The sequence below is a fragment of the Paenibacillus sp. FSL W7-1088 genome (assembly GCF_037969855.1).
GTDB lineage: Bacteria > Bacillota > Bacilli > Paenibacillales > Paenibacillaceae > Paenibacillus.
Map to the genome: position 1 here is coordinate 6,225,286 of NZ_CP150216.1, position 23,058 is coordinate 6,248,343.

25 protein-coding genes are annotated in these 23,058 nt (G+C 47.7%); 4 read left to right on the plus strand and 21 right to left on the minus strand.

The features are described 5' to 3' along the window. Nucleotides 1–81: 81 nt before the first annotated feature. The 3 genes from MKY42_RS28100 to MKY42_RS28110 form a co-directional block, all read right to left on the minus strand. Nucleotides 82–1,686, minus strand: coding sequence for a response regulator transcription factor (locus MKY42_RS28100; protein WP_339846374.1), 1,605 nt, complete (start codon nucleotides 1,684–1,686; stop codon nucleotides 82–84). After that, entirely contained in the window at nucleotides 1,679–3,469 is a 1,791-nt protein-coding gene (locus tag MKY42_RS28105) for a sensor histidine kinase (RefSeq protein ID WP_339846377.1), read from the minus strand. The genes MKY42_RS28100 and MKY42_RS28105 overlap by 8 nt, the downstream gene beginning before the upstream one ends. 158 nt (nucleotides 3,470–3,627) lie before the next feature. After that, on the minus strand, nucleotides 3,628–4,086 hold the full coding sequence (locus MKY42_RS28110; protein ID WP_090904671.1) for an Lrp/AsnC family transcriptional regulator: 459 nt from the start codon (nucleotides 4,084–4,086) through the stop codon (nucleotides 3,628–3,630). A 141-nt stretch (nucleotides 4,087–4,227) separates the two neighbouring features. Between MKY42_RS28110 and MKY42_RS28115 the strand changes: the two genes are divergently transcribed. Continuing rightward, nucleotides 4,228–4,653 (plus strand): carboxymuconolactone decarboxylase family protein, encoded by a 426-nt coding sequence (locus tag MKY42_RS28115; RefSeq protein ID WP_090904670.1) that lies wholly within the window; start codon nucleotides 4,228–4,230, stop codon nucleotides 4,651–4,653. A gap of 43 nt (nucleotides 4,654–4,696) precedes the next feature. On the opposite strand, the gene MKY42_RS28120 is transcribed toward MKY42_RS28115, so the two are convergent. Continuing rightward, nucleotides 4,697–5,875, minus strand: coding sequence for an MFS transporter (locus tag MKY42_RS28120; RefSeq protein WP_339846380.1), 1,179 nt, complete (start codon nucleotides 5,873–5,875; stop codon nucleotides 4,697–4,699). Nucleotides 5,876–6,018: 143 nt separating this feature from the next. On the opposite strand from MKY42_RS28120, the gene MKY42_RS28125 reads away from it, so the two are divergent. Next, nucleotides 6,019–6,630 (plus strand): TetR/AcrR family transcriptional regulator, encoded by a 612-nt coding sequence (locus tag MKY42_RS28125; RefSeq protein ID WP_090904668.1) that lies wholly within the window; start codon nucleotides 6,019–6,021, stop codon nucleotides 6,628–6,630. 93 nt (nucleotides 6,631–6,723) lie between these two features. Here MKY42_RS28125 and MKY42_RS28130 read toward each other — a convergent pair whose 3' ends face one another. From MKY42_RS28130 to MKY42_RS28150, 5 genes are all read right to left on the minus strand, one after another. Then, nucleotides 6,724–7,146 (minus strand): OsmC family protein, encoded by a 423-nt coding sequence (locus MKY42_RS28130; RefSeq protein WP_024631426.1) that lies wholly within the window; start codon nucleotides 7,144–7,146, stop codon nucleotides 6,724–6,726. A gap of 18 nt (nucleotides 7,147–7,164) precedes the next feature. Next, a complete protein-coding gene (locus MKY42_RS28135) occupies nucleotides 7,165–7,911 on the minus strand; it encodes an amino acid ABC transporter ATP-binding protein (RefSeq protein ID WP_090904667.1) in 747 nt (248 codons plus the stop codon). Between the two features lie 16 nt (nucleotides 7,912–7,927). Further along, on the minus strand, nucleotides 7,928–8,572 hold the full coding sequence (locus MKY42_RS28140; RefSeq protein WP_090904666.1) for an amino acid ABC transporter permease: 645 nt from the start codon (nucleotides 8,570–8,572) through the stop codon (nucleotides 7,928–7,930). Between the two features lie 31 nt (nucleotides 8,573–8,603). Next, entirely contained in the window at nucleotides 8,604–9,437 is an 834-nt protein-coding gene (locus tag MKY42_RS28145) for a transporter substrate-binding domain-containing protein (RefSeq protein WP_090904757.1), read from the minus strand. Nucleotides 9,438–9,614: 177 nt separating this feature from the next. Then, nucleotides 9,615–10,247, minus strand: a complete 633-nt coding sequence (locus tag MKY42_RS28150; RefSeq protein WP_090904665.1) for a TetR/AcrR family transcriptional regulator — start codon at nucleotides 10,245–10,247, stop codon at nucleotides 9,615–9,617. 238 nt (nucleotides 10,248–10,485) lie between these two features. Between MKY42_RS28150 and MKY42_RS28155 the strand changes: the two genes are divergently transcribed. Further along, a complete protein-coding gene (locus MKY42_RS28155; RefSeq protein WP_064641143.1) occupies nucleotides 10,486–11,274 on the plus strand; it encodes an undecaprenyl-diphosphate phosphatase in 789 nt (262 codons plus the stop codon). A 460-nt stretch (nucleotides 11,275–11,734) separates the two neighbouring features. Here the strand turns inward: MKY42_RS28155 and MKY42_RS28160 are convergent, their stop codons facing one another. From MKY42_RS28160 to MKY42_RS28180, 5 genes are all read right to left on the minus strand, one after another. Continuing rightward, complete coding sequence (locus MKY42_RS28160) at nucleotides 11,735–12,061, minus strand: thioredoxin family protein (RefSeq protein WP_024631432.1); 327 nt, start codon at nucleotides 12,059–12,061, stop codon at nucleotides 11,735–11,737. 85 nt (nucleotides 12,062–12,146) lie between these two features. Continuing rightward, on the minus strand, nucleotides 12,147–13,055 hold the full coding sequence (locus MKY42_RS28165; RefSeq protein ID WP_179262953.1) for an aldo/keto reductase: 909 nt from the start codon (nucleotides 13,053–13,055) through the stop codon (nucleotides 12,147–12,149). 153 nt (nucleotides 13,056–13,208) lie between these two features. Next, the gene (locus MKY42_RS28170) at nucleotides 13,209–13,382 is read right to left on the minus strand and encodes a hypothetical protein (protein WP_167434840.1); all 174 of its coding nucleotides are present in this window, start codon (nucleotides 13,380–13,382) and stop codon (nucleotides 13,209–13,211) included. Between the two features lie 245 nt (nucleotides 13,383–13,627). Next, nucleotides 13,628–14,371, minus strand: a complete 744-nt coding sequence (gene gpmA, locus MKY42_RS28175; protein ID WP_179262951.1) for a 2,3-diphosphoglycerate-dependent phosphoglycerate mutase — start codon at nucleotides 14,369–14,371, stop codon at nucleotides 13,628–13,630. A gap of 72 nt (nucleotides 14,372–14,443) precedes the next feature. Then, the gene (locus MKY42_RS28180) at nucleotides 14,444–15,028 is read right to left on the minus strand and encodes a DUF420 domain-containing protein (protein ID WP_177185907.1); all 585 of its coding nucleotides are present in this window, start codon (nucleotides 15,026–15,028) and stop codon (nucleotides 14,444–14,446) included. 376 nt (nucleotides 15,029–15,404) lie between these two features. Here MKY42_RS28180 and MKY42_RS28185 point away from each other — a divergent pair, with 376 nt between their 5' ends. Beyond that, entirely contained in the window at nucleotides 15,405–16,595 is a 1,191-nt protein-coding gene (locus tag MKY42_RS28185) for a cation:proton antiporter (RefSeq protein ID WP_339846387.1), read from the plus strand. Nucleotides 16,596–16,736: 141 nt separating this feature from the next. Here the strand turns inward: MKY42_RS28185 and MKY42_RS28190 are convergent, their stop codons facing one another. The 7 genes from MKY42_RS28190 to MKY42_RS28220 all read right to left on the minus strand — a co-directional run bounded on the left by MKY42_RS28190 (nucleotide 16,737) and on the right by MKY42_RS28220 (nucleotide 23,011). Further along, nucleotides 16,737–17,222 carry a DedA family protein gene (locus MKY42_RS28190; protein ID WP_053780148.1) on the minus strand — a complete coding sequence of 162 codons (486 nt, stop codon included), beginning with the start codon at nucleotides 17,220–17,222 and terminating at the stop codon, nucleotides 16,737–16,739. Between the two features lie 13 nt (nucleotides 17,223–17,235). After that, nucleotides 17,236–17,781 carry a CDP-diacylglycerol--serine O-phosphatidyltransferase gene (gene pssA, locus MKY42_RS28195; RefSeq protein WP_090904660.1) on the minus strand — a complete coding sequence of 182 codons (546 nt, stop codon included), beginning with the start codon at nucleotides 17,779–17,781 and terminating at the stop codon, nucleotides 17,236–17,238. Nucleotides 17,782–17,801: 20 nt separating this feature from the next. Next, the gene (locus MKY42_RS28200; RefSeq protein ID WP_339846392.1) at nucleotides 17,802–19,559 is read right to left on the minus strand and encodes a HAMP domain-containing sensor histidine kinase; all 1,758 of its coding nucleotides are present in this window, start codon (nucleotides 19,557–19,559) and stop codon (nucleotides 17,802–17,804) included. Continuing rightward, nucleotides 19,556–20,236 (minus strand): response regulator transcription factor, encoded by a 681-nt coding sequence (locus tag MKY42_RS28205; RefSeq protein WP_090904658.1) that lies wholly within the window; start codon nucleotides 20,234–20,236, stop codon nucleotides 19,556–19,558. Before MKY42_RS28205 ends, MKY42_RS28200 begins: the two co-directional genes overlap by 4 nt. Nucleotides 20,237–20,479: 243 nt before the next feature. Further along, complete coding sequence (gene thiD, locus MKY42_RS28210) at nucleotides 20,480–21,292, minus strand: bifunctional hydroxymethylpyrimidine kinase/phosphomethylpyrimidine kinase (protein ID WP_063567104.1); 813 nt, start codon at nucleotides 21,290–21,292, stop codon at nucleotides 20,480–20,482. A 104-nt stretch (nucleotides 21,293–21,396) separates the two neighbouring features. Continuing rightward, nucleotides 21,397–22,095, minus strand: coding sequence for an ABC transporter permease (locus tag MKY42_RS28215; RefSeq protein WP_339846397.1), 699 nt, complete (start codon nucleotides 22,093–22,095; stop codon nucleotides 21,397–21,399). Beyond that, a complete protein-coding gene (locus MKY42_RS28220; protein WP_339846400.1) occupies nucleotides 22,088–23,011 on the minus strand; it encodes an ABC transporter ATP-binding protein in 924 nt (307 codons plus the stop codon). The genes MKY42_RS28215 and MKY42_RS28220 overlap by 8 nt, the downstream gene beginning before the upstream one ends. Nucleotides 23,012–23,058: the final 47 nt, after the last annotated feature.

Here is a 23,058-nt window from a genome sequence, read left to right on the forward strand (position 1 = left end):
ACGACAAGTCCGAAAACGTTTTATAATAATGTTAAAACAGGAGGAATGCCACACGATCAAGTAACCCATCTGAACTATGGGCTACTCCCGTTCGGGCTCTCCTGAAGAATCCTTGGACTGTGATCTGGCAAGCTCTCTCGCATGTTTGTAAGCGGAAGGTGATTCCCCTACATACTTTTTGAATTTGCCGTGGAAGTAATCCACGTTGGCATACCCTACTCTTGCGGCAACCTGATGTACCTTTAAGCCTTCATCGAGCAGTTCCTTCGCCTTCTCCATTCGTACCTTATCGAGAAATGCATTGAAATATTCCCCGGTATGGTTTTTGAACAGCTTGCCCAGATAACTGCTATTGTAGTTAAATACCTCAGCGAGTACCTCCAGCTTGAGATTTTCACCCGGATTACGACGGATAAATTCAATCATCTGTTTCAGTACCGTATCTTTGCTGCCTCCACCCATGCGTTGAATAAGCCGGTTCAGGTGTTCAGCGGCCATCACTTTGAGATCCATCAACGTTAATTGATGGTAAACCTCAGTAATGAGAACGGAATGCTCCTGCATAATGGATTGCATATGCTGATTGGCTGCCGCAAGTTTGTTAATAGCCAATGAAAACACTTGGGAGAACGCCGTTTTAATCCCCTGTTCTGTCTGATGATGCAGAATCAGGCGTTCCTCCATCTCGGTCAACACACGCATCACGGACTCGCTGCTCCGAATGTCGAGCGCATAATACAGCTTGTCCGCCAGCTCAGCTTCATCCGGTTCACCACTTTCTTCCCCTATCGCAATAACAGGTTCTGAAGCACTTTTGCTCTTTTCGCCTTCGTTCCATAACATCACACGTTGTTCCACAAACAGGAAACGTCCGCCCAGTACACCGTTGGCCTGATTATAGGATTGTGCGATGTCTGCGGTGGAGTTTACAGGTTGACCTGCTGCCGCGTACATATGAATATTCCATTCTCCCAGCAGCCCTTCCAACTCATCATATAAACGCTGCGCAGATTGTAGAGTCAAAATAGGCTCTTTACATAACAGTCCCAGTCCGGAATGGAACGAAAACACAATGCCCCGATCTTTCTGGTCAAAAGCTTCCGCCAGTCTGCGTTTCACCACACTGCCACGCTGTAAATCAGGTTCGGCATGCATCTCCAGCAGCACAACCTGATACTGCGACCAATTCAATCCTAGCGCATTTGCTTCCATTGTTTCCGTACCTTCCAGGCTATCCAAAAGCAATGCTTCAATCTGGTGCTCCCGGTAGGCTGTATCCTCACCAGCATGACGGGCCAGTGTCTCCCGTTCCCGTGTCAGCATCACAGAGATCCGCTCTAGCTCACTGATAATCTCCTCTTCATCCACCGGCTTGAGCAGATACCCATCCACGCCAAAGCTAATAGCTTTCTTGGCATAATCAAAATCGGCGTACCCGCTCAGAATTAGAAAGTGCGAACCCGGATGGTGCTGCCGCACTTCCTCAATGACATCCAGTCCGGTCATGCCGGGCATACGAATATCGATGATTGTCAGGTCCGGTTCCAGTTCTTCGAAGCGGGTGATGGCCTCTCGCCCGCTCGCAGCTGTACCAAACACCTGAAAGCCGTATTTTTCCCAATCAATGATTGTTGTCAGTCCTTCACGTATGCTCGGTTCATCATCTACCAATAACACTTTATACATGCTGGTCTCCTCCTGCTGGCAAGGTGAAAGAAACCTCTGTTCCTTCCCCATACACACTCTTAATCTGTAATCCGTATGGCTCGCCGTAAGTCAACGTTAAACGTTGATGTACGTTACGCATGCCAATCCGGCTTCTCTCCTGTTCTTCCGGTCCACAGATGAACTGCATCACATCAGCCAGACGCTCCGGCGTAATGCCTGCCCCATCGTCATCCACACACACCTGGACAACATCCTTCACCAAATGAATATTTATATTCACACGGACTGTGCCCTCTTTATTTTCCAAACCATGCACAATCGCATTCTCAACCAGAGGCTGAATGATCAAAGGAGGGATGTACATCTTCTCCACCTCCGGATCGATATGGATCTGGAAAGCAAGTCGGTCGCCGTAACGGAATTTCTGGATTTCCAGATAAGAACGTACCATCTCCAGTTCGGCTCTGAACGTCGTTTTGCCGCTGCCAATCTCAAGGCTCTTGCGCATCAGTTTGCCCAGCAGCCTGACGATATTGGCAATCTCCGCCTCACCTTTGATATGGGCTTTCATGCGGATCGACTCCAGCGCATTAAACAAAAAATGAGGATTGATCTGGCTGGCCATCATTTTCAGTTTAATCTCTTTCTGCGCGATTTCCAATTGATTGTTCTGTTCCGTTGCCTCCACGACCTGGGTCATCAGTTCATTAATGCTCTTCACCATGTAATTGAACTGCCTCGACAGTTGCCCGATCTCATCATTCCCGTCAATGCGGGAGGTGACATTCAGATCACCCAGTGCGAGCTTATTCAGGTGTTTGCTAAGGCGTAACAATCGGTTCGACGTGAGAAATGAAATGATATATACAAGCAACAATGCAATGACCAGCACAAGCGTAATAAAAAGCATACCGATCATGCTGATGGTATTGGCGTCCTTGACGATATTTTTGGTGGCAAAAACGGATATGATTTTCAGCCTATTCATGCTCGATCCAGGACTGATCTCATCAATGATAATGTTGGATGGCTCACCCTGAAAATCAGCTTCAAGTGTACCTTTGGCCTGGTTTTGCAGATCTACACCAAAATCAAGCTCGTTCAGCGTCTTGCCCACAAGTTCGGTATTCTTGGCAGCAACCACATAACCCTGTTCGTCCGTAATCAACGTCTCGAACGGTTCCTGACGTAACAATCCATTCAGCTCATCCTGATTGATTTCAATCATCAGTACACCCTCAGTCCGATATTCGGCAAAAGGCACTTTGCGAACCAGACTAAGCTTGTGCACCGGATTATCTCCCTTGTCAGGAATGTAGAACCAACCGATGCTCGTCGTTTGCAGCGCTTTCTGGTACCAGTAGCTCTCCTTGGTCTGCTTATCCACCGGAATGAACTCCAGATTGTTGATCAGCGTTGGATTGGTCGAGTAAAACCGGATGCCCGCAACCTCACGATACAGACGCTTATATTCCTGAAAATCTTTGTATGCGAGGTAAGCTGAGGTAAGCTCCACAACGCTTTGATAACGCTTGTTCACAATTTCCTTCAGTTCATTGTTGAACATCAGAATGTTGGAAATATCTGTGGGTACACGCAGCAGTGTGGCGGTCTGGCTTTTGACTTTATCCACGTTGTTGATCGTCTGTCCAATGGCATTGTCCAGCGCCTGCTTCCGAAAGTATCCGGTTACAGCAAGTCCAATAATCAGTACCGGAATCATGACGACAAGTACATAGGATATGAGCAATTTATGCTTTAATTTAAGATTGTTGGATGTTCGTATGAGCCTTCTAAACATATCTGCACCTTCCGCCCGCTTATAAGCGCTTACATATAAAGGTCAGTACATATTACGCCTGCCCTTCCAATTCATCATACCACATAACAGCAAAAGCCCTGCAAGAGGGCGCGGAAAAAGAGGGCAGATATGAACAGTGGACAAGGGACTGAAATGCTCTATATCTCTGGCTGATCATTGGGATCTAAAATAAGCATTGGCAGATCTACCTGTGAAAAAACAACATGAGTTACTGTCATTGCATACGGGGTCAACTCGGTAATACAAGATTCGATTTCAGACATCCCCGGTGCTGACAGCATCACCATAAAACAGGCCTTGCCTGCTACACGATAAGCAAATTCCGCCCAAGGCAATTGACGGATATAATTAGCAAAACGTTCATGCTCCCCATTTCGCAAAGTCACCTCGATCATACATCGAACCCCACAGCCCAGCTTGGAGCGAGCAATGTCTGCCCGGTATCCACGTATTATTCCCGTATCTTCCAGCTTGCGTACTCTTTCACTGACCGATGACGGCGAGAGGTTTACCTGCCGGGCCAATTCACGCATGGACAGACGGGCATCGTCGTGTAACAGTCTCAAAATATGATAATCCGTTCGATCCAGATTCATTTGTCTTCCCAGACTCCTTTTTTCAGCGCATATGTTTTAGATTAGCATACAATTTAATTCATTTGCAGTGGAGGTCAAGCGGATGATTTAGATAGAATTGGTTGTATCAGATTCCATATCCCTCAGAAGGAGTAAACCACGATGCCCATCATTTCATTTTCAACTCATGGGAAAACCCCATTCCAACGTCTGCTCGGCCATCAGCCTTCCCTGATGCAGCACTGGAATGCTTTAGGCGATGCGCTTGCTGGTGACAGCCTTTTATCAGCTCGGCTGAAAGAAGAAGTCAGACGCACCCTTGCTCAGCGAAACGGATGCATGTATTGCCGGGCCAAGGGACAGCCTGACCCCAAACCGGAAGAGGCCGCCATTAGTATGGCGACCGGACTTGCGGAATTATTTTTGCAGACGGGCGGCAATGTGGACTCTGCCGTCTTCCCTGTTCTACGGGAACATTTTTCTGATGCACAGCTCAGCGAGCTGTGTGCCTGGATCTGTTTCACCATCGCATCCCAGTGGTTTGGTGCCGCACTGAGGCTTGAACCTGAGAACGACGAGAGGAGATAAATAGATAGATTTTACTTGCTGACAAGAAAAAAAAAAAGATGGCTTAACGACTGCGTGCTGAGCGGAAACCATGTCCTTTGGCACGCAGCGCAACAATCAGAGCTACAAGTGATAGGAGCAGGGTGGCCCAGGTAAAGGACGATGCTCCCCATTGATTCAGAAGCACACCTCCCGCTAATCCACCAATGGCAATAGCGAGATTCCACACGGTCGTATTAATCGGCATAACGATATCCACACCCTGCCCCCCCGCAGCTTGGGCAAGGGCGGTCTGCAACAGTGTAGCCGCACCACCAAAGGTCAGCCCCCACAGTGCAACAGAACCAAAGACAACGGCAACATGCTCGCTCCAAAGACCCAATACCAGAGAGATCAAGGCAAAGCCCGCAAGACTGATGAGAACCAGCATTCGCAACCACCGATCAATAAAAATACCTGTAATCCAGATGCCCACCAATGCCATCAGGCCAAACACGAGTAACATAAGTCCAACCTTTGATTCCAGACCGACATTGGCGAGGAAAGGGGCGATATAGGTGTACAAAATATTATGAGCCAACATCCAGGCCAGAACGACAGCCAGAATGGGAATGACGCCAGGGGTGAGCAGAACTTTTATCGAAGAAATCCGCTGATCAGCGGACTGCCCCGGGTAATCAGAAACTTTCCAGAGCACCCAGAAAATCAGTACAAACGCCAGCAGCGACATCAGCCAGAATACCGAACGCCAGCCCATAAAGGAACCCAGCAGCGTACCTGCAGGAACACCGAATGATAAGGCAATCGGTGTACCGATCATCGCAACAGCCATGCCCCTGCCCTTGAGATGATCAGGCACCATCCGTAGTGCATAACTACCAATGAGGCCCCAGGAGACACCGGCTGCAACACCGGCAAAAAACCGAGCGACAAGTGTAAGTACATAGTTTGAAGAGAGGGCAGTAATGGTGTTGAAGACCAGAAAACCGATAATCGCCAGAAGTAAAAGCGGACGGCGTCGCCAGCCCCTTGTCAACACAGCCACAGGTATGGCAGCAATCAGAGAACCTACTGCATAAAATGTAACAAGCTGCCCTGCCCCTGCCTCAGAGACCTGCAGTCCTTCCTTGATTTGCGGCAGCAACCCCGCGGGAAGAGTTTCAGTCATAATAGCTATAAAACCAGCCATAGCCAAGGCCAGCAGCCCCAACCATGGGAAACGTTGAGAAGATTTATCGGACATCGTTGCAGCTCCTTTTTAGATAATATATAACGAATAACCGAATTATGGATCGATCATTCCTTATATTATCCACCCTCTCCCACCTTGTCAACGACTTTTGGATCGATTAGTATATAATTAAGAAAAACGAGGGGGAATCTCTTATGGCAAGAACGGGACGTCCACGCATTTTTGATCGGGATGAAGCCCTGTTGCAGGCAATGATGCTCTTTTGGGAACAAGGATTCGAAGCCACCTCATTGCTTCAACTTCGAGCGGTTATGGGGGATATTTCAGCAGCCAGCTTCTATGCAGCCTTTGAATCCAAAGAAGCTCTTTATAAAGAAGCGGTAGAACGATATATGGGTTCGTTTGGACGCGTTACGGAAAGCTTCTCGGATCTTACGCTGTCTCCAAGAGAAGCGATTGAAACAACTCTAAGAAGTACTGCCAAAATGCAAACAGACAGCACGCATCCATCGGGTTGTTTAATTGTGCTGTCAGCCAGCACATGTTCTTCCAAAAACAATCATATCCGTGACATTACCGCCGAAAAAAGAAAGCTTACTCGCAACCGCCTGCAGGCTTGCATCCAGCGTGCTGTGGAAATCGGGCATCTGCCCGCCTCCACGAATGTCTCGATGCTGACCACTGTATTTGATACCTTTATGCAGGGTATTTCTACACAAGCCCGGGACGGCGTTCCTTATGCAACGCTTGATCAGGCTATCACGGAAATCATGGGCATCTGGGACCTTGCTCAACAACCAGCTTGACCTTACCTCCTAATGGTTGAAATGTTAGAACAGCCAAAAAAGGCACTCCCTAATTGGAAGTGCCTCTTCAATATATCATTTACCCATGTGCCGTTATGGACGTGGTGTGTCTACCCCGTTCAGAATCAGTTTGGGATGAATATCTGCGCTTAGCGAAGCGGAAACTGCGCAGTACTTCTCTTCAGCCATTTGAATGGCTTTCCAGATCCGGTAATCGGGGATATCGCCGTCCACCTTGAAGATCAGGTCAATGGAAGTAAAACCTTTTGGCATACCTTCACTGCGTGTACCTTGTGCTTCAATCTCGATGCCAGTAATTTTGTCCAGGAAAGCGTCCAGAATCATCGTGATATCGATCCCCATACAACCTCCGAGACCTGCCAGTAACAATTCCATGGGTGTAGCACCCTTGCTGTCACCACCATAGGCTGCTGTGGCATCCATGCCAACCGCATAGCCAGAAGGTCCTTCGGAAGTAAATGCGCGTTTGCCTTTCCATACCGTTGTTACATTCATGATGTTTATCCTTCTTTCTTAGAATTCAGTAATTTGCTGCAAGAAACGACGTGTCCGCTCTTGAGTCGGGTGTTCAAAAAAGGCCTGTGGACTTGCTTCTTCCACAATCGATCCATCCGCCATAAAGACAATTTTGTTCGCCACATTCCGGGCAAACTTCAATTCATGCGTAACGACCAGCATCGTCATACCTTCCTGTGCCAGCTCCTTCATAACAGAAAGTACCTCTCCCACCAGTTCGGGATCAAGGGCTGAGGTAGGCTCGTCAAACAGCATCACTTCAGGCTCCATCGCAAGTGCGCGCGCAATCGCTACGCGCTGCTGCTGTCCACCGGACAAACGAGATGGATATGCATCCTGCTTGTCCGACAGGCCGACTCGATCCAGCAGAATCCGGCCGCGTTCGGCCGCTTCATCCCGCTTGATTTTTTTCACAGTCACGAGCCCTTCCATCACATTGCCGAGCACCGTCTTGTGCGGATACAGATTGAACTGCTGGAATACCATACCGGTCTGCCGACGAATTTCCAGTACCCGTGCCCGCTGGATTCGCTGCGAGTCGGCACTGTCTACCACAACACCATTCACTTCAATCTTGCCGCCAGAGAGCTCTTCCAGACCGTTCAGACAGCGCAGCAGCGTACTTTTGCCTGATCCACTGGGTCCCAGTAGAACAACAATATCTTTCTCATCGACATGCAGATCTATATTTGTAAGAACTTCATTTTTCCCAAAATGCTTCGTCAGTCCTGTTGTTGTAATCACCGGTTCTCCCCTCCTATCAGTAAGCCCGGGCCAGCCGGCGCTCCACTTGTTCCAGAATGGCCGAGAATCCGATACTCATAATCCAGTAGATCACGCCAATCGCCAGATAAAACGGCATATTAACGTAATATTGCGCGACCAGCAGCTGTGCCGAGCGAAGCAATTCCGTAACCCCGAGGGCTGCCACAAGTGATGTTTCTTTCAGCATCCCGATAAACGTGTTGCCCATCGGAGGAATCGCAATTCGCACCGCTTGGGGGAAGATAATCCGTCTCATCGCTTGAGCGGGTGTCATTCCCGTTGCGTATGCAGCTTCCGTCTGCCCTTTTGGTACTGCCTGGATCGCTCCACGGAACGTTTCGGACAGAAATGCACCAGCATTCAGACTAAGCCCGAGACAGGCTGCGGTGAGCGAGCCCAAGGTTACGCCATAATCGACCAGCCCATAATAAATAACGAATAATTGCACCAGCAGCGGGGTCCCCCGCATGATGGATACATAAAACCTTGCGATCATTCTAAGCCACATCGGTCCTTTCAGACGCGCGATCGCGACGAGCACTCCGATGATAAAGGCAAAAAACATGGAGATCACAGTTACATACAGCGTATAGTAAGCCCCCTTCAGAAAGAAGGGGATATTTTCAAATACCAGTTCCATGGATCAAACTTCCCTTCGCCCTGCCGGTTCATTATTGCGCAGGCTCTTCACCGAACCATTTTTTGAAGATGGTATTGTACGTACCGTCATCCTTCATGCCTTTCAATGCCTCATTCAGTGCTGCTACAAGTTCCGGGTTGTCTTTGCGCACAGCAATACCTGCCTGGTCACTCTTAATCGGTTCACCTACGGCTTTGATGTTGAAGCCGTTGGCATCTACAATCGGTTTCAGCGCGTATAGGTTGTTGATCGTTGCATCGATCCGTCCAGCGTCCAGATCTTTCAATGATGTGATGACATCGTCATAGGTCTTGATGGTGAAATCGCCGACTTTAGGCAGTACTTCGTTACGCAAGTACGTTTCATCATTCGTACCCAGACCTACACCGATCGTTTTTCCTTTGAAATCTTCCAGCTTGGTAATGTCATTGTTATCTTTTTTCACAATGATTTTCACGTCGTTCGTAATATAGGGATCACTGAAATCCAATACTTTTTTGCGATCATCGGTAATCGTCATCTGGCTGACGATGGCATCCAGCTTTTTGGATTGCAGACTTGGTGTCAGGCCGGAGAACTCCTGGGATACAAATTCAACCTTAACCCCAAGGCGTTTGGCAACCTCACGAGCGATATCGGCATCGAAGCCATCCATTTCTTTCTTGTCATTCAGGAAGTTGTATGGAGGATAGGTCCCCATCATTCCGACTTTCATAGTACCAGCAGACTTGATCTGTTCCAGTTCATTGTTCGCCTGTGCTCCATTGCTGCTTCCATTGTCCGTAGCTTTACTGCCACAAGCGCTGAGTACCAGCACGGTCATTAGCAGCAGAGCCGTTAAAGTCCAGCCTTTGCGAGATTTCATTCCATATGTTTTGTTCATGTCATTAACTTCCTCTCATCCATGTAGTCATGTCTTGTTGAAACTTCTGTTTCCTGTCTTCCTCTACCGCAGTTGTACCCATTATTCCCTGCTGCTGGCTTAATCATGTGAATATTTAATCCAGTTGTTGAAAAATAGAACTGTGGGGCCAGCACATCTTTATGTGCCGAGCAGTCCGTAAAACTCAAAGCTTGCCGCCTCCGCAGCCAGCGTTGTTGCTGTCATTGACGAGAACTCGCTGTGCAGCTCCTCCGAGCCAAACAGCCAGCGCGTAATCATGCCTTCAATCATGCTAACCAGCAGCGCAGCACGGAGCGGTACATTCATGGAATCCGGAAGCATTCCCAGTTCAATAGCCCGTTGCATGTTGTGGCGAAACGCCTGCTCAACCGCACCCCGTGTCTCTTCGACCAGACGGCGTACCGAATCCTCTGACACGATGCCTTTAAGCAGCAACTCCATAAAATAACGATTGTCCGCTGCAAAGGAGAATAAATCGGTAAACAGCCGTTCCGAAGCTCTCACCATATCCTCAACCGATCCGGCATCCTTGCGGTAGCCTTGCCCGATAGCTTCAAGCAGCTCCTCTCTGCCGGTTACCACAATCTCCGAGGCAATGGCTTCCTTACTTTTGAAGTGCCAGTAAAAAGTGCCTTGCGCGACGCCGGCTTCCCGGACGATATCGGAAATTTTCGTCTGATGGTAGCCCTGAGTGGCAAAACGCTCCATCGCTATGCGTATAATTTGGTCCCGGCGTTCTTCTCCGGGTTCCAAATGATTGTTTTTAGACATTTGCCCATCCTCCCGATTGATCAGTCAGTCAGTTAATGTATATCCTATTGGATAACTAGGTTTTTGTCAATATAGTTTTAAACAATTCATTACAGCATAAGTTGAAGTTGAGCGCATTTGTGATCATAATAGATGATAGCCTTGTTCTAATGAGCGGGCATTGTCACGCAGGACAGCCTGTATGCTGTCATCTGCATTTCAAGGAGGAAGAGAATTGGACTTTATATCATCGATTATTATGGGCATCATCGAAGGTTTGACTGAGTTTTTGCCCGTGTCCTCGACCGGACACATGATTCTGACTGCCCACTTGCTGGGATTATCGGAGGACAACGAGTCAGTCAAAACGTTTGAGGTGGTTGTGCAACTCGGAGCTGTACTTGCTGTCGTTGTGCTGTACTGGAACAAATTCATTGATATGTTCCGCTTCACCGGAGGCAAAAGGAGCTACACCTCCCGTCTGAACCTCATACATATCTTTTTGGCGATGGTTCCAGCCGTGGTCATTGGACTTGTATTCCGGGACTGGATTAAGGCGCATCTGTTTGGAGCACAAACGGTGCTGTACAGTCTTGTCATTGGTGGTATTCTGATGATTGTCGCTGAACGTTGGAGCCACCGCAGCGAGCGCATTACAACCCATGATGTAGACGATATTACGTATAAACAGGCATTTGTAGTGGGTCTTTTTCAGATTCTCGCATTATGGCCAGGCTTCTCCCGTTCCGGTTCGACGATCTCCGGTGGACTGTTCGCAGGGGTAAGCCGGGTTGCAGCAGCGGAATTTACATTCCTGGTATCTGTGCCGATTATGATTGGAGCCACTGGATATGATCTATACAAAAGTATCGATCATCTGAATACCAGCGATTTCCCCATTTTCGCGATTGGATTCATTGCCGCATTTATCGTAGCCATGCTTGCAATTAAGACGTTCTTGTCCATTTTGAAAAAACTGAGTCTGACCGTCTTTGCAGTGTATCGCTTCGTGCTGGCAGCCGTATTCTTTATCATTTTAATGATGTAACCCTATCTTCAAGTCATGTAACCAAAAAACCAATGGCGACCTGTTCCTTTCGGAAACGGGTCGCCATTTTTATGTACTAGACTAAATCAGGACCACTTTCTTGCCTGAATTTTGTTTAATTTCTTTAAATGCCCAATTCTTTTGATAAGATGATTTCTATTACGCTTTCTTTCTACCAACAGTTGCTTCACACCTCTCATCAATAAAAGGTATCTCAGTTCATCCTCATGGCTTAATTGGTGCATTTCTTTAAGAATCGTATTGCTCATATCCGTCTCTGTCACCCCAATATTTAGTTTATCCTGAACATTATACGAGGGCGTACTTAACAAACTCTCAACAATTCGATTTCATTTGTGAACAGCGCATTCTCCTTGCCCCAATAGCAAAAACGCCACCTATCACCGATAGGAGGCGTTTGTTTCGTATAACGAATGCGATTCATACAAACTGATTCCGGTTATACCTTGGACTCCAAAGTTTGCAGGTACTCCGAGATTTGTGCAGGCGTTTTTGCCCATTTGCTGTGCAGATGTGCAATTTTCTTACCGTTCTGGAATACGAGCAGGCTTGGAATGCCGCGTACACCGTTCTCTTCAGCAAACGGCAGGAACTCTTCTGCATCCAGGGCATAGAAGGTTTTATCCGCATGCTGGTCGATAACGTCCCCGATAAAGCGATCCAGGTTTTTGCAATCCGGACACCAGGTTGTATCAAATTTAATGACGGTCAGGCCGTCAGAATTGATTGTATCGCGATATTGTTGTTCACTTTGAATTCTTTCCATATGTTCTTCTCTCCCTTATTCACTTCTTTATGGTTGACCTTCATTGTACCTCGTATAGTTACAATTGAAAATAGGCTGCTAACGTTTAACGGTGCTGCTTGTACAGATTGGCCGGGCTGAGATCCCGTATTTCGTTAATCTCCGCAGCCGTAAGGGATGCGGATTCCGAAGCAGCAATATTATGCAACAACTGCTCTCTCGAACTTGCACCTGGCACAACAGCGGCAACAGCCGGATGCGCCAAAGCATAACGAATGGCCGTTTGAGCCATGCTGCGATTGTTCGTAACCAAACGGCTCAAGCCTTCGCGTATGATGTGCAACTCCTCAGGTGAATAATCCAGATAACCCTTATCTGCCTTGGCAGCACCAGAATCAGCGAGAACTCCACTTGCCACAGGTCCACGAGCAATAACACTAATACCCTTTTGCTCCAATAAAGGCAATACTTCCTCTTCGGCCCTGCGATCTGCAACACTGTATTGATTCATTACACTGACAATGGAAGCCCTTTGTACATATTCACGAATCACATTCGGCCGGATGGAGGATATACCGTAATACCGGATAAGACCTTCCTGCTTCAGTTCCTCAAAAGCTTCAATTGTCTCTTCGATTGGATCATCCAGAGTGCCGCCATGCAGCTGATATAGATCAATATAATCCGTCTGCAGCCGTTTCAGGCTGTCTCGTACAGCTTGTTTGATATAGACTTTGGACGGGTCCCATGACCAGCCTTCTTTTCCCGGTATGCGACGATTACCAACCTTGGTTGCCACAATGACCTGATCCCGGCGTCCCTGGATGGCCTGGCCCACGATTTCTTCGTTTAATCCTGCATCATACAGGTCAGCGGTATCCAGAAGATTAACGCCACGATCCAATGCTTCATGAATCAAGGCTACAGCAGATTTCACTTCAGTTCCAAGTGACATGCAGCCTAACCCAATTTCACCAACCATGAGTTCGGATGAACCCAGACGATTTTTCTTCATATGTTGTACATCCCCTTCCATACGTTCTGCAAGTTTCCATTGTATCATTCTTGCTGGCAAAAATCGCATATGACATATGCGCGCACACAAAAACCCGGGACTATACCAGCTCCGGGCTTCTCATGCTAATTGACTCCTATATCAACATCTATTTTAAATCACTCGTGAACCTTTTTTGCTTCCATAAGACGGTTTTGAAGATGAACTTGAATTTTTCATCAGTCCTGATACCGTACTGAACAGCTTATCCCTTGCTTGTTTGTTCCTCATCAAGTAAGTCACGCCTGCTCCAATAGCTGTTACAATAATTCCACTTTTTTTAGACATATGTTGTTCCTCCTTCAGGATTAATGTACATCGTGTCTTGCTTGAGATTACCCTGTAGGAGAAAAACGAAACGTCAGATGGAACGCTAAACGCTAAAATTAGAAAACGGCCTATTAAAGCGTAAAAAGATGGCCCCTGAGAATGAGAATTCAGGAGCCATCTCTTAACATACTGTGTACGTTGAACTAATCGTTACGAGTATAAACCTTCGCGGTCAGAACGATCTTCCGATCACTATTATCCGATCAATCGGACGGTGGTGCGACGTGAGTCATTTCCTCATGTTTGTATGTGGAGCCATCGGCAGTCAAGTAGAAATGCCCGATCGGATGCAGATCTTCATCCAGTTCATAGACCAACGGAATGCCTGTCGGGATATTAAGCGCCATTACGTCTGCTTCTGACATTTGGTCCAGATGCATGACAAGTGAACGGAGCGTATTGCCGTGCGCGGAGATCAGTACCCTTTTGCCTGCTGACACAACCGGTTTGATCTCTGCATTCCAATACTCCAGGACCCGCTTCGATGTATCCATCAAATTCTCGGTACGCGGGATGGTGCAGCCCAGCCGCTCATACTTGTCTTGATCCTGAACATAACGCTCATCTGTTTCGTCCAGGGCCGGGGGAGATACGCTAACGGAGCGTCTCCACTCCTTCACCTGCTCCTCACCGTACTTCAGCGCAGTCTGCTGTTTGTTCAGTCCTTGCAGTGCACCATAATGACGTTCGTTCAGCTTCCACGTCTTCGTGATCGGAATCCACATCCGGTCCATCTCATCAAGTGCAATATCCAGTGTTCGAATGGAGCGTTTAAGTACCGAAGCATAAGCGTAGTCAAAATCAAAACCCTGTTCCTTCAGGATTTTTCCCGCTTTACGCGCTTCTCCGTATCCATCGGTCGTCAGATCCACATCCGTCCAACCGGTAAAACGGTTCTCCACGTTCCACATACTCTGTCCATGGCGAATCAATACGACTCTGTACATAAGCGTGAATCCTCCTTCCATGAAACCATTACCCGCAAGGCGAGCCGGATATGCCCATGATTTTTGAAATTATCAATAGTAAGGTGCCATCATCAGATATACAACTACACCCGTTGAACTCACGTAGAGCCAGATTGGCATCGTCCAACGAGCAATTTTACGGTGTTTCTTCAATTGATTCGTCCAGCCCCATACCAGAGTGAACAAAGCAAGCGGAACAATAATGGCTGCCAGTATGCTGTGTGTAATCAGAATGAAGAAATAGATGGAACGAATGATGCCTTCTCCGCCGTATTTGGACGTTTCCGGAGACAAATAGTGGAACGACAGATACGTAACGAGAAATAACAGGGTCGTTGAAAATGCAGCAAGAATGAAACGTTTGTGCAATTTTACATTCCGCTTGATAATGGCAATCAAGGCCGCAAGCAGGAAGATGAAGGTGAAGCTGTTGAACACGGCGTTAAACCGCGGCAGCACGGTAATGTCAAAGGCCACATCGCCTTTGTATCCGATCGACGGTGCAAAGAACAACAATAAAATAATGACATTGGCGATAATGGAAATGGTAATAATAAGACCTGCAAAATTTTTATTACTGGTCGGGGCAATCTGATTGGATTGAATGTTTCGTTCCCCTTTGTCCTGTTTGCCCAATGAAAAATCCTCCTCATATCCTAACTTCTATGTTCTATCTCATTATATCTTGCCATTTCTCGACTGTTAAGTGACAACACTCTGAACAAAAAGCCTCGTCAGGTACCCTTAAAATGCCCACATAAGGCCAATTTCATTAAAAGCACACCTTCACTGGTTTACCCCATCCTGTATTTGTGGTATAATTAATGCAATTAATCAAATACGCGTTGAACTGGAGGAGCCTGTCACCAAGGGCCCTCCTTGTCTTTTTTAAGGCATAAAGCGGCACTATTACAAGCGCCGTTTTATGCCTTTTTTCTGTTCTTGAGGCTTGGAATGATGCGCCCTTGGACTGGTAATCCTATAAACGCTACTGCTGGAGAGGAGTACACCTATGGAATTTATTTTGGTTCTTGCACTTATTTTGATTTTCACCAAGCTGGCTGGTGATTTGTCCGTAAGACTTGGTCAGCCGTCGGTTCTGGGCAAATTGATTGTTGGTGTTATTCTTGGCCCCGCTCTGCTCGGTTGGGTACAACAAAGTGATTTCATCCATTACATGGCTGAAATCGGAGTACTGCTGCTTATGTTCATTGCCGGACTCGAAACGGATCTGGAACAATTGAAGAAAAATTGGAAGGCAGCCTTTGCTGTTGCCGTGGGTGGTATCATTTTACCATTCATCGGGGGATATGGAGCTGCCGCTGCTTTCGGCATGTCGCAGACACACGCTTTATTCTTTGGACTGTTGTTCTGTGCCACTTCGGTCAGCATCTCGGTCCAAACGCTCAAAGACATGAATCAGCTCAGCTCTCGTGAGGGTACAACGATTCTTGGAGCAGCTGTCGTCGATGATGTACTCGTTGTGGTCATCCTCGCAGTCATGATGAGTTTGCTCGGAACAGGCGCAACCGATACTTCAATCTCGCTGCTTATTGGCAAGAAGCTGCTATTCTTTGTAGTGATTATCGCTGCCAGCTGGTTCCTTGTTCCACGCATCATGAAGTGGATGGCACCGCTGAAGGTCACGGAGACCGTTATTACGGCCGGATTAATCATTTGTTTTGGCTTTTCGTACTTTGCCGAGTGGATGGGGGTTGCAGGCATTATCGGGGCTTTTGCGGCAGGTATCGCCATCTCCCAAACGAACTTCAAACATGAGGTCGAAACCAAGCTTGAGCCGATCGCGTACGGGATTTTTGTCCCAGTCTTCTTTGTAAGCATCGGCTTGAATGTAACTTTTGACGGCGTGGGTTCACAAATCTGGTTCATTATCGTTATCAGTCTGATTGCCATTGTAACCAAGCTTCTGGGCGGAGGAGCAGGTGCGCGTCTGACCGGATTTGATCGCTCATCTTCCCTCGCCATTGGAGCAGGCATGATTTCCCGGGGTGAAGTTGCTCTTATTATTGCTTCCACCGGACTTGCTTCCGGATTACTCGACGCTGAGTATTTCACCAGTGTGGTTATCATGGTTATCGTTACAACGCTGGTAACGCCACCGTTACTCAAAATCACCTTTGCACGCAAAAAAGGGGAAACTCGTGTTGAAAAAGGGATTGAGGAATCCCATCTAAGCGGGTAAACAAAATTTATAATCAGCTCACCGTGCATATTGCGGTGGGCTTTTCGTTTTTAATGGAGTCAATTAATACATAAACAAAAAAAGACCGCTCCATATACAAGAGGTCTTTATCCTTGCCTGTTCATAACAGGCTGTCCCATTTTAAGTTAACACACCTACGTAAAAGCCGATCGATATAAAGACAACACACCATATAAACGCGCCAATGCTGGAGACAAGCACGTATCGTCCTATGGCCATGCGGCTGATGCCGGAGAAGCAGCACATCAGATGACGAATGCCTGGAATGAAGTAGCCCAGTATGATAGACCAGTACCCGTATTTCAAAAACCAGGACTCCACCCTGCCCAGCCGTTTGGCGTTGACCCCAACCCATTTACCATACTTCTCAACCAGTGGCCGACCGGCCTTCTTGCCAATGGTGTAACTCAGAAGACCACCAGTAAACGCTCCACCAAAACTGACAACGATGGACACCGAATAATTCAGCACCGAGATGGAGGCGAGATAACCGACAAAGGTCATCATCACCTCATCCGGAATGGGCATGCCAATCACGCCAAGAGCCAGCAGTCCGTAAATTGCGAAATAACCGTATTGACCAATAAATTCTCTTGCAAATTCCATACTGACTCGCTCCTTATTTCGGTTCCACAATATCCTTCTCATGGGGGGCTAGCACTTGTTTTAGAGACGGGAATCGGATTTGGCTAACCATTAGACCGGATAATACGATAATGACAAGATAGGCTACACCATGAGTAAAATAAGGACTCCAGAGCGCGAAAAAGGACATAAGACCACCTGCAAACGTAATCGGCATGCCCACAAAGCCATGGCTTGCTGTCTTCTGGCAATTGTAACGGGCAAGACGCAATGCACCACAAACCGGGAATAATGCCGTCAGTGCCATACCCAGCGCATTTACCTCGTTCATGGAGTTCAAATACAGGATCAGCACGGGTGCTGTCCCGAAGGACACAACGTCAGCCAGTGAATCCAGCGCCTTCCCGAATTCACCCTCACAATGCAGCTTGCGGGCTGCAAACCCGTCAAACAGATCAAAGAACATGGCTACCCAGATCATCGTCACGGCCAGTGCAAATTCGCCATGGATAGCCATAATCACAGCCAGCATGCCTGAAGTTAAGTTGCCCAACGTTAGAATGGACGGTAAAGATTTCATAAACTTGACTCCCCTTCGTACTAAGCATTAGGAAAAATAATATAAAAACGGACTCCGTCCGGCGTGTTCTCCACACCATAACTGCATCCATGCAAATCGAGAATCTGCTTCGCGATGGCCAGGCCGAGACCGGTTCCCCCCATTTTGCGATTACGCGAGCGTTCCACACGGTAGAATCTTTCCCAGATGTACTGGCGCTCCGCTTCCGAAATCTGCTCACCCTGATTCTCGATGGAGATTCGAACCTGCCCTTCCGGCCTGCTGATCTCAATCAAAATATCGGTCTTAGGAACAGCATGACGTATAGCATTCATCATCATATTATAGATGACTTGCTCTAACTTGCTGCGGTCTCCCTCAACGGACTGCTCGGTGGTGGAAACCAGTACAACCTCCAGTTCCTTGTCCTTCAGTTGTGGTCCCAGACGTCCGGCAATATCTTCAATCATATCTCCAAGAGCCACTGCATCGGTGTTCAGCTTAATCGCTTGGGATTCCAGCCTTACCAGATCCAGCATCTCTTCGACCATCGTTTCCATTTTGACCGCTTCATCGGCAATGATCTCAATGTAACGCTCACGTTTGTTCTCACTGACCCCATCTTTCAACCCTTCGGAGTACCCTTTGATGATGCTGATAGGTGTCTTGAGTTCATGGGATGCATCGGCAAAAAACTCCCGCTGACGCTGTTCAATCCGCTGCTTCATCTCCATATCGGTACGCATCTGACTGTTCGCCTGCCTTAGTTCTTCCAAAGTCTGACCCAGTGTCGTCGACAGTGCGTTGAGACTGTTGGATAGACTGCCAATCTCGTCATTGCGGCGGATGGGCGATTTCACTGTGAAATCAAGGGTGGACATCTTTTTGGCAACATGGTTCAGGGCAAGCAAGGGCTTGGTGACGATTCGGGACAGAAGCAGTGAAAGGAACACAATCAGCACAAATGCTGCAATACCAAAATACGCATAAAATAGCTGTGTAGCTTCACTCGCCTCCCTCATCTCCTGCAGAGACGTCAGGGAAAAAATGAGCTGCTGCTGGGGGCCAGCGCTGTGCACCGGAGCAATGGTAAGCACATTTCGTACACCACTCCAGCTGTCGGTCCATTCCTCATTAATCATTTTTCCGTTGGCGAGACGGAGCTGGTCTTCCGTAGATAGTGGGAAGCGGCTATCCAAGGCCTGCACAAGCAAACCCTGTCTCTGGCTCCATGTTCCCAGGTTGGGAAGAACAACGTCCTGCAATGTACCTGACCATTCTTCTACCGGCTCCGTTAACTCCTGAAAATCTTCTGTTCCGCTGACCACAGAGCTCTGATCCTTTATCTTGAGCGGATAGACCATAGGATCATTCATGCCACTTGCCGAGCCTGTAACGGTCAATTGCTGACCATACTTCAAGTGTGAAGCAAGCCATCCTGCGTTCTCGCTGTTGATAAACAACGAAAGCGATATATTTACCTGCTTGCCATCCTCTTGCAGAAGAACAATGTGAAATGGATCATTAACCAGCTTGCCTGTATTCGTCAGGATAACCAGATGCGACTGATTCTGCCGCATGAACTTCCCGGTTTCCTTGGCCAACTGCACATCATTCCAATGTCCAGCGGAGTATTGTTGTTCAAACTTCGTTAATTTCTTCTTAATGCTGCTGATCTTCTGATGCTGGTAAAAGTCAGGGAACCAGACCAGTTGGGCAATCACGGTTGTTCCATATAGAAGAAGCAGAAATCCAGCCATGACCAGAAACAGTTTCATCGTTACACCGTTACGTCTCATGTCTCGGCCTCGAATCGATAACCCGTACCGATAACGGTTCGGATACACTTGGCTTCATCTCCAAGCTTGCTGCGAAGCTTTTTGATATGGGTATCGACCACACGCGAGTCGCCCTCAAAGTCGTATCCCCACACCCGGTTAAGAATGGCATCGCGGGACAGCACAATTCCCTGATTGCGAGTTAGATACAGCAGCAGGTCGTATTCTTTGGGAGCAAGCTCCACTTCGACTCCATCCTTCTCAAGCCGCCGCGCCCAGGGATCGAGTGTTGCGCCTCCAAACCGAATCACGGTCTGCTCCTTGCTAACGGCACCCTCCACCCGCTTCATTAATGTCTCTGCACGTGCCACTAGCACACGAGGACTGAATGGCTTCGTTACATAATCATCCACGCCGAGCTGAAAGCCATGGATCTTGTCATCATCTTCCGATCGCGCAGTCAGCATTATAATAGGTACGGTCGACTGGGAACGAATATGCCCACAGAGGGTCCATCCGTCCATTTCCGGCATCAGCACATCCAGAATGACCAGATCCACTTCATGCAGTTCCAGCAATTCCAGTGCCTCCACCCCATGTTCTGCTTCAATGACGTTCCATTGTTCTTTTATGAAATAATCGGCCACAATCTCACGAATGCGGCTTTCGTCTTCCACCAGAAGCACTGTTCTGACCATGGCCGACTCTCCTTTTAGCTTTCTGTTGTTAACATAACGATTCCGTGTGTCGTCCGTGTGTCCAGCCATGTTCTGGAATGAACTCCATCTTATATACGATTAATATATACCAGAAGTTACTAAATTCCATACATTTTCGCACAAAAAAGAAGCCGCCAACGAGCAATCCCCTGCTCATTGACAGCTACTTTCGGCTGAGACCACGTTATATCTCCGCGATTACACACTACATGTGCGCACCGCTCAGCGTTGGTTCTCCAGTCGGTGTGCTACATGCAACGTCGGGCCAACAAAGCGGTTGAGCGGGAATCCGCCAGCAATCGCTTTGGTCACGAAGGCTTTACCTTCACGAACAGCCTCTTTCACGGTAAGACCGCGCGCCAAACCTGCGGTAATTGCCGCAGATGTGGTGCAGCCTGCACCGTGTGTATATCCGGAGCCAACAACATCGGCTTCAAACCATTCGTAGTTCGTTCCGTCATAGAGAAGATCCATCGCTTTGCCCGGGTTAATCACGCCTCTGTCCTTGATCAGGACATGTTTCGCCCCATGATCGTGAATGACAGCTGCTGCAGCTTCCATCTGCTCCTTGGAGCGGATCAGTCCGCTTTTCGCGAGCTGCGAAGCTTCAAACAGGTTCGGGGTAACCAGATCAGCACCCGGCAACAGGAATTCAATCATTGCTTCTGTATTTTCAGGTTGCAGCACTTCGTCCGTACCTTTGCAGACCATTACCGGATCGATAACGATCTGTGGCAGCCCGCTCCGGCGGATGTGCTTCGCAACCAATTCAATGATGTCTACAGAACCCAGCATCCCCGTCTTCATTGCATCAAAACCGATGCCATCCAGAACGGTGCGCAGTTGAGCCTCGACTACATTTAATTCCACAGGAAAGACCTGGTGATCCCACGTGTCAGGCTCCATAGCCACAACAGTGGTCAGCACAGTCATGCCATACACACCAAGCTCCTGAAAAGTTTTCAAATCTGCTTGAATCCCGGCACCGCCGCTCGTATCCGAACCAGCGATTGTTAATGTTTTTGGAATCGTCATGGTAGTTGCATTCTCCTTCGTCCTTCAGTTGACATTATCCTATCCCTTGTAAGAGCAGATGTCAATGCCATGTGAAGCCATACGGAGTATGGATTCCAAAGGAATCAGTTCACGTCTTTTGTCTCCAGACGAATCATGGACAGCGAAGCTATCCACAGTCCAATTGCCCCCAGGGTCAGCGGAAGCACAATAAGTGTATTGATGGAGAACATTGGCCCGTTGAATCCTGAACATACTACAGAAACAAGCAGAATGGATGATACCAGTGTAGCCGTGACCGAATGTTTGCGCATCCCAAAGAATAGAGGGATCAGGGCCATGCCCGCAGCGGACAAGGAACTAATGGTGTACTTCAGCAACAGTACCAATGCTTCACGCATCGTCAATGTGTCGGGAATGAAGTCATAGAAGTGGTTTGCCACAACTAACAATGCCCCCATCAGCACATCGGTAAACAAAATCATCATGAAAGTAAAAACAAAGATGATGATCAGTTTGGCTGCAATGATTTTATGGCGCTTGATCGGATAGGTAAACATGACGTTCATTGTTTTATTTCGATACTCACTGATAATCAGTTTCCCTATCAGCGCACCACCAAAAATAATGAATACGGCTCTGGCAAACGTATCTACTAACATGAAGGAAACATCGTAATTTGCAAAAGCGTAATCTTCTGCCCCCTGATCGGTGAATCCAATCATGATGAGAAACAGGATGAGGACGAGATTGGCAATTCCTACCGCTCTGAAATTTCGGGCAAACCGATATTTGCGCAGTTCCAGCTGGATCAGTTTAAGCAACGTCCCCATCCCCTTTCATTAGGTTCATGAAGTGTTCTTCCAATGAATGTGCCCGTTTGAAAATGGATTCAATCTCAACGCCATGCCCGATCAGCTTGCCTGTCAATTCCGATGGAGCAATGCCTGGATCATAGATGCGTACGGTATGGTCATCGATCAATTTATAATTTTTCAACCCCAGCTGATGTTCCATTACATAGGTCGCTTTACGCGAATCCATCGTTTGCAGCTCAATATACTCGCTGTGGCTCCCGCGAATGCTCTCCATGGATATTTCTTCAACCAGACGCCCATTTCGAATGACCCCAACGGTGTCCGCTACCTGTTCAATTTCCCCAAGGATATGGCTGGAGATTAGCAAGGTAATCCGATATTCGGAACTGAGACGTTTGAACAAATCACGCATCTCCTTGATGCCTAAGGGATCGAGTCCGTTGATCGGTTCATCCAGAATAAGCAGTTCCGGTGTTGTGATAAGCGCACGAGCAATGCCTAAACGCTGTTTCATCCCCAGCGAAAAGTCGCGAACTGGCTTCTTGCCTGTGTCCTTGAGACCTACATTCTCCATCATGTTATCAATGATCTTTTTGTTATAGAATCCCATGTATTCACAATGAAGCTCCAGATTTTCCCTGGCGGACAACTTATCGTAGAAGAAAGGATATTCAATGATGCTGCCCATTCGTTTCAGCAATTCATAAGAAGTAGGGGTGAGCTTTTCACCGAACAATTCAATCTCGCCTACGGTCGGTTTGACCAGGTTGGTCAGCATTTTCATCATGGTCGTTTTCCCCGCTCCATTCGGACCAAGAAACCCGTAAATCTCTCCTTGCTTGATACTCATATTGACGTTTGATACAACCTCTGTCCCTGCATACGTCTTGGTCACACCTATCGTCCGCGCAATATAGGTCATGTTGATATTCTCCTTTACGTTCGTCCCTGACGGGTTCTTATATCTGT

Bases quoted from the DNA above. Each gene is read 5' to 3' on its own strand.
- MKY42_RS28100 (WP_339846374.1), bottom strand. From the start codon at position 1,686: ATGTATAAAGTGTTATTGGTAGATGATGAACCGAGCATACGTGAAGGA.
- MKY42_RS28105 (WP_339846377.1), bottom strand. From the start codon at position 3,469: ATGTTTAGAAGGCTCATACGAACATCCAACAATCTTAAATTAAAGCAT.
- MKY42_RS28110 (WP_090904671.1), bottom strand. From the start codon at position 4,086: ATGAATCTGGATCGAACGGATTATCATATTTTGAGACTGTTACACGAC.
- MKY42_RS28115 (WP_090904670.1), top strand. From the start codon at position 4,228: ATGCCCATCATTTCATTTTCAACTCATGGGAAAACCCCATTCCAACGT.
- MKY42_RS28120 (WP_339846380.1), bottom strand. From the start codon at position 5,875: ATGTCCGATAAATCTTCTCAACGTTTCCCATGGTTGGGGCTGCTGGCC.
- MKY42_RS28125 (WP_090904668.1), top strand. From the start codon at position 6,019: ATGGCAAGAACGGGACGTCCACGCATTTTTGATCGGGATGAAGCCCTG.
- MKY42_RS28130 (WP_024631426.1), bottom strand. From the start codon at position 7,146: ATGAATGTAACAACGGTATGGAAAGGCAAACGCGCATTTACTTCCGAA.
- MKY42_RS28140 (WP_090904666.1), bottom strand. From the start codon at position 8,572: ATGGAACTGGTATTTGAAAATATCCCCTTCTTTCTGAAGGGGGCTTAC.
- MKY42_RS28145 (WP_090904757.1), bottom strand. From the start codon at position 9,437: ATGAAATCTCGCAAAGGCTGGACTTTAACGGCTCTGCTGCTAATGACC.
- MKY42_RS28150 (WP_090904665.1), bottom strand. From the start codon at position 10,247: ATGTCTAAAAACAATCATTTGGAACCCGGAGAAGAACGCCGGGACCAA.
- MKY42_RS28155 (WP_064641143.1), top strand. From the start codon at position 10,486: ATGGGCATCATCGAAGGTTTGACTGAGTTTTTGCCCGTGTCCTCGACC.
- MKY42_RS28160 (WP_024631432.1), bottom strand. From the start codon at position 12,061: ATGGAAAGAATTCAAAGTGAACAACAATATCGCGATACAATCAATTCT.
- MKY42_RS28165 (WP_179262953.1), bottom strand. From the start codon at position 13,055: ATGAAGAAAAATCGTCTGGGTTCATCCGAACTCATGGTTGGTGAAATT.
- MKY42_RS28170 (WP_167434840.1), bottom strand. From the start codon at position 13,382: ATGTCTAAAAAAAGTGGAATTATTGTAACAGCTATTGGAGCAGGCGTG.
- gpmA (WP_179262951.1), bottom strand. From the start codon at position 14,371: ATGTACAGAGTCGTATTGATTCGCCATGGACAGAGTATGTGGAACGTG.
- MKY42_RS28185 (WP_339846387.1), top strand. From the start codon at position 15,405: ATGGAATTTATTTTGGTTCTTGCACTTATTTTGATTTTCACCAAGCTG.
- MKY42_RS28190 (WP_053780148.1), bottom strand. From the start codon at position 17,222: ATGGAATTTGCAAGAGAATTTATTGGTCAATACGGTTATTTCGCAATT.
- pssA (WP_090904660.1), bottom strand. From the start codon at position 17,781: ATGAAATCTTTACCGTCCATTCTAACGTTGGGCAACTTAACTTCAGGC.
- MKY42_RS28200 (WP_339846392.1), bottom strand. From the start codon at position 19,559: ATGAGACGTAACGGTGTAACGATGAAACTGTTTCTGGTCATGGCTGGA.
- MKY42_RS28205 (WP_090904658.1), bottom strand. From the start codon at position 20,236: ATGGTCAGAACAGTGCTTCTGGTGGAAGACGAAAGCCGCATTCGTGAG.
- thiD (WP_063567104.1), bottom strand. From the start codon at position 21,292: ATGACGATTCCAAAAACATTAACAATCGCTGGTTCGGATACGAGCGGC.
- MKY42_RS28220 (WP_339846400.1), bottom strand. From the start codon at position 23,011: ATGACCTATATTGCGCGGACGATAGGTGTGACCAAGACGTATGCAGGG.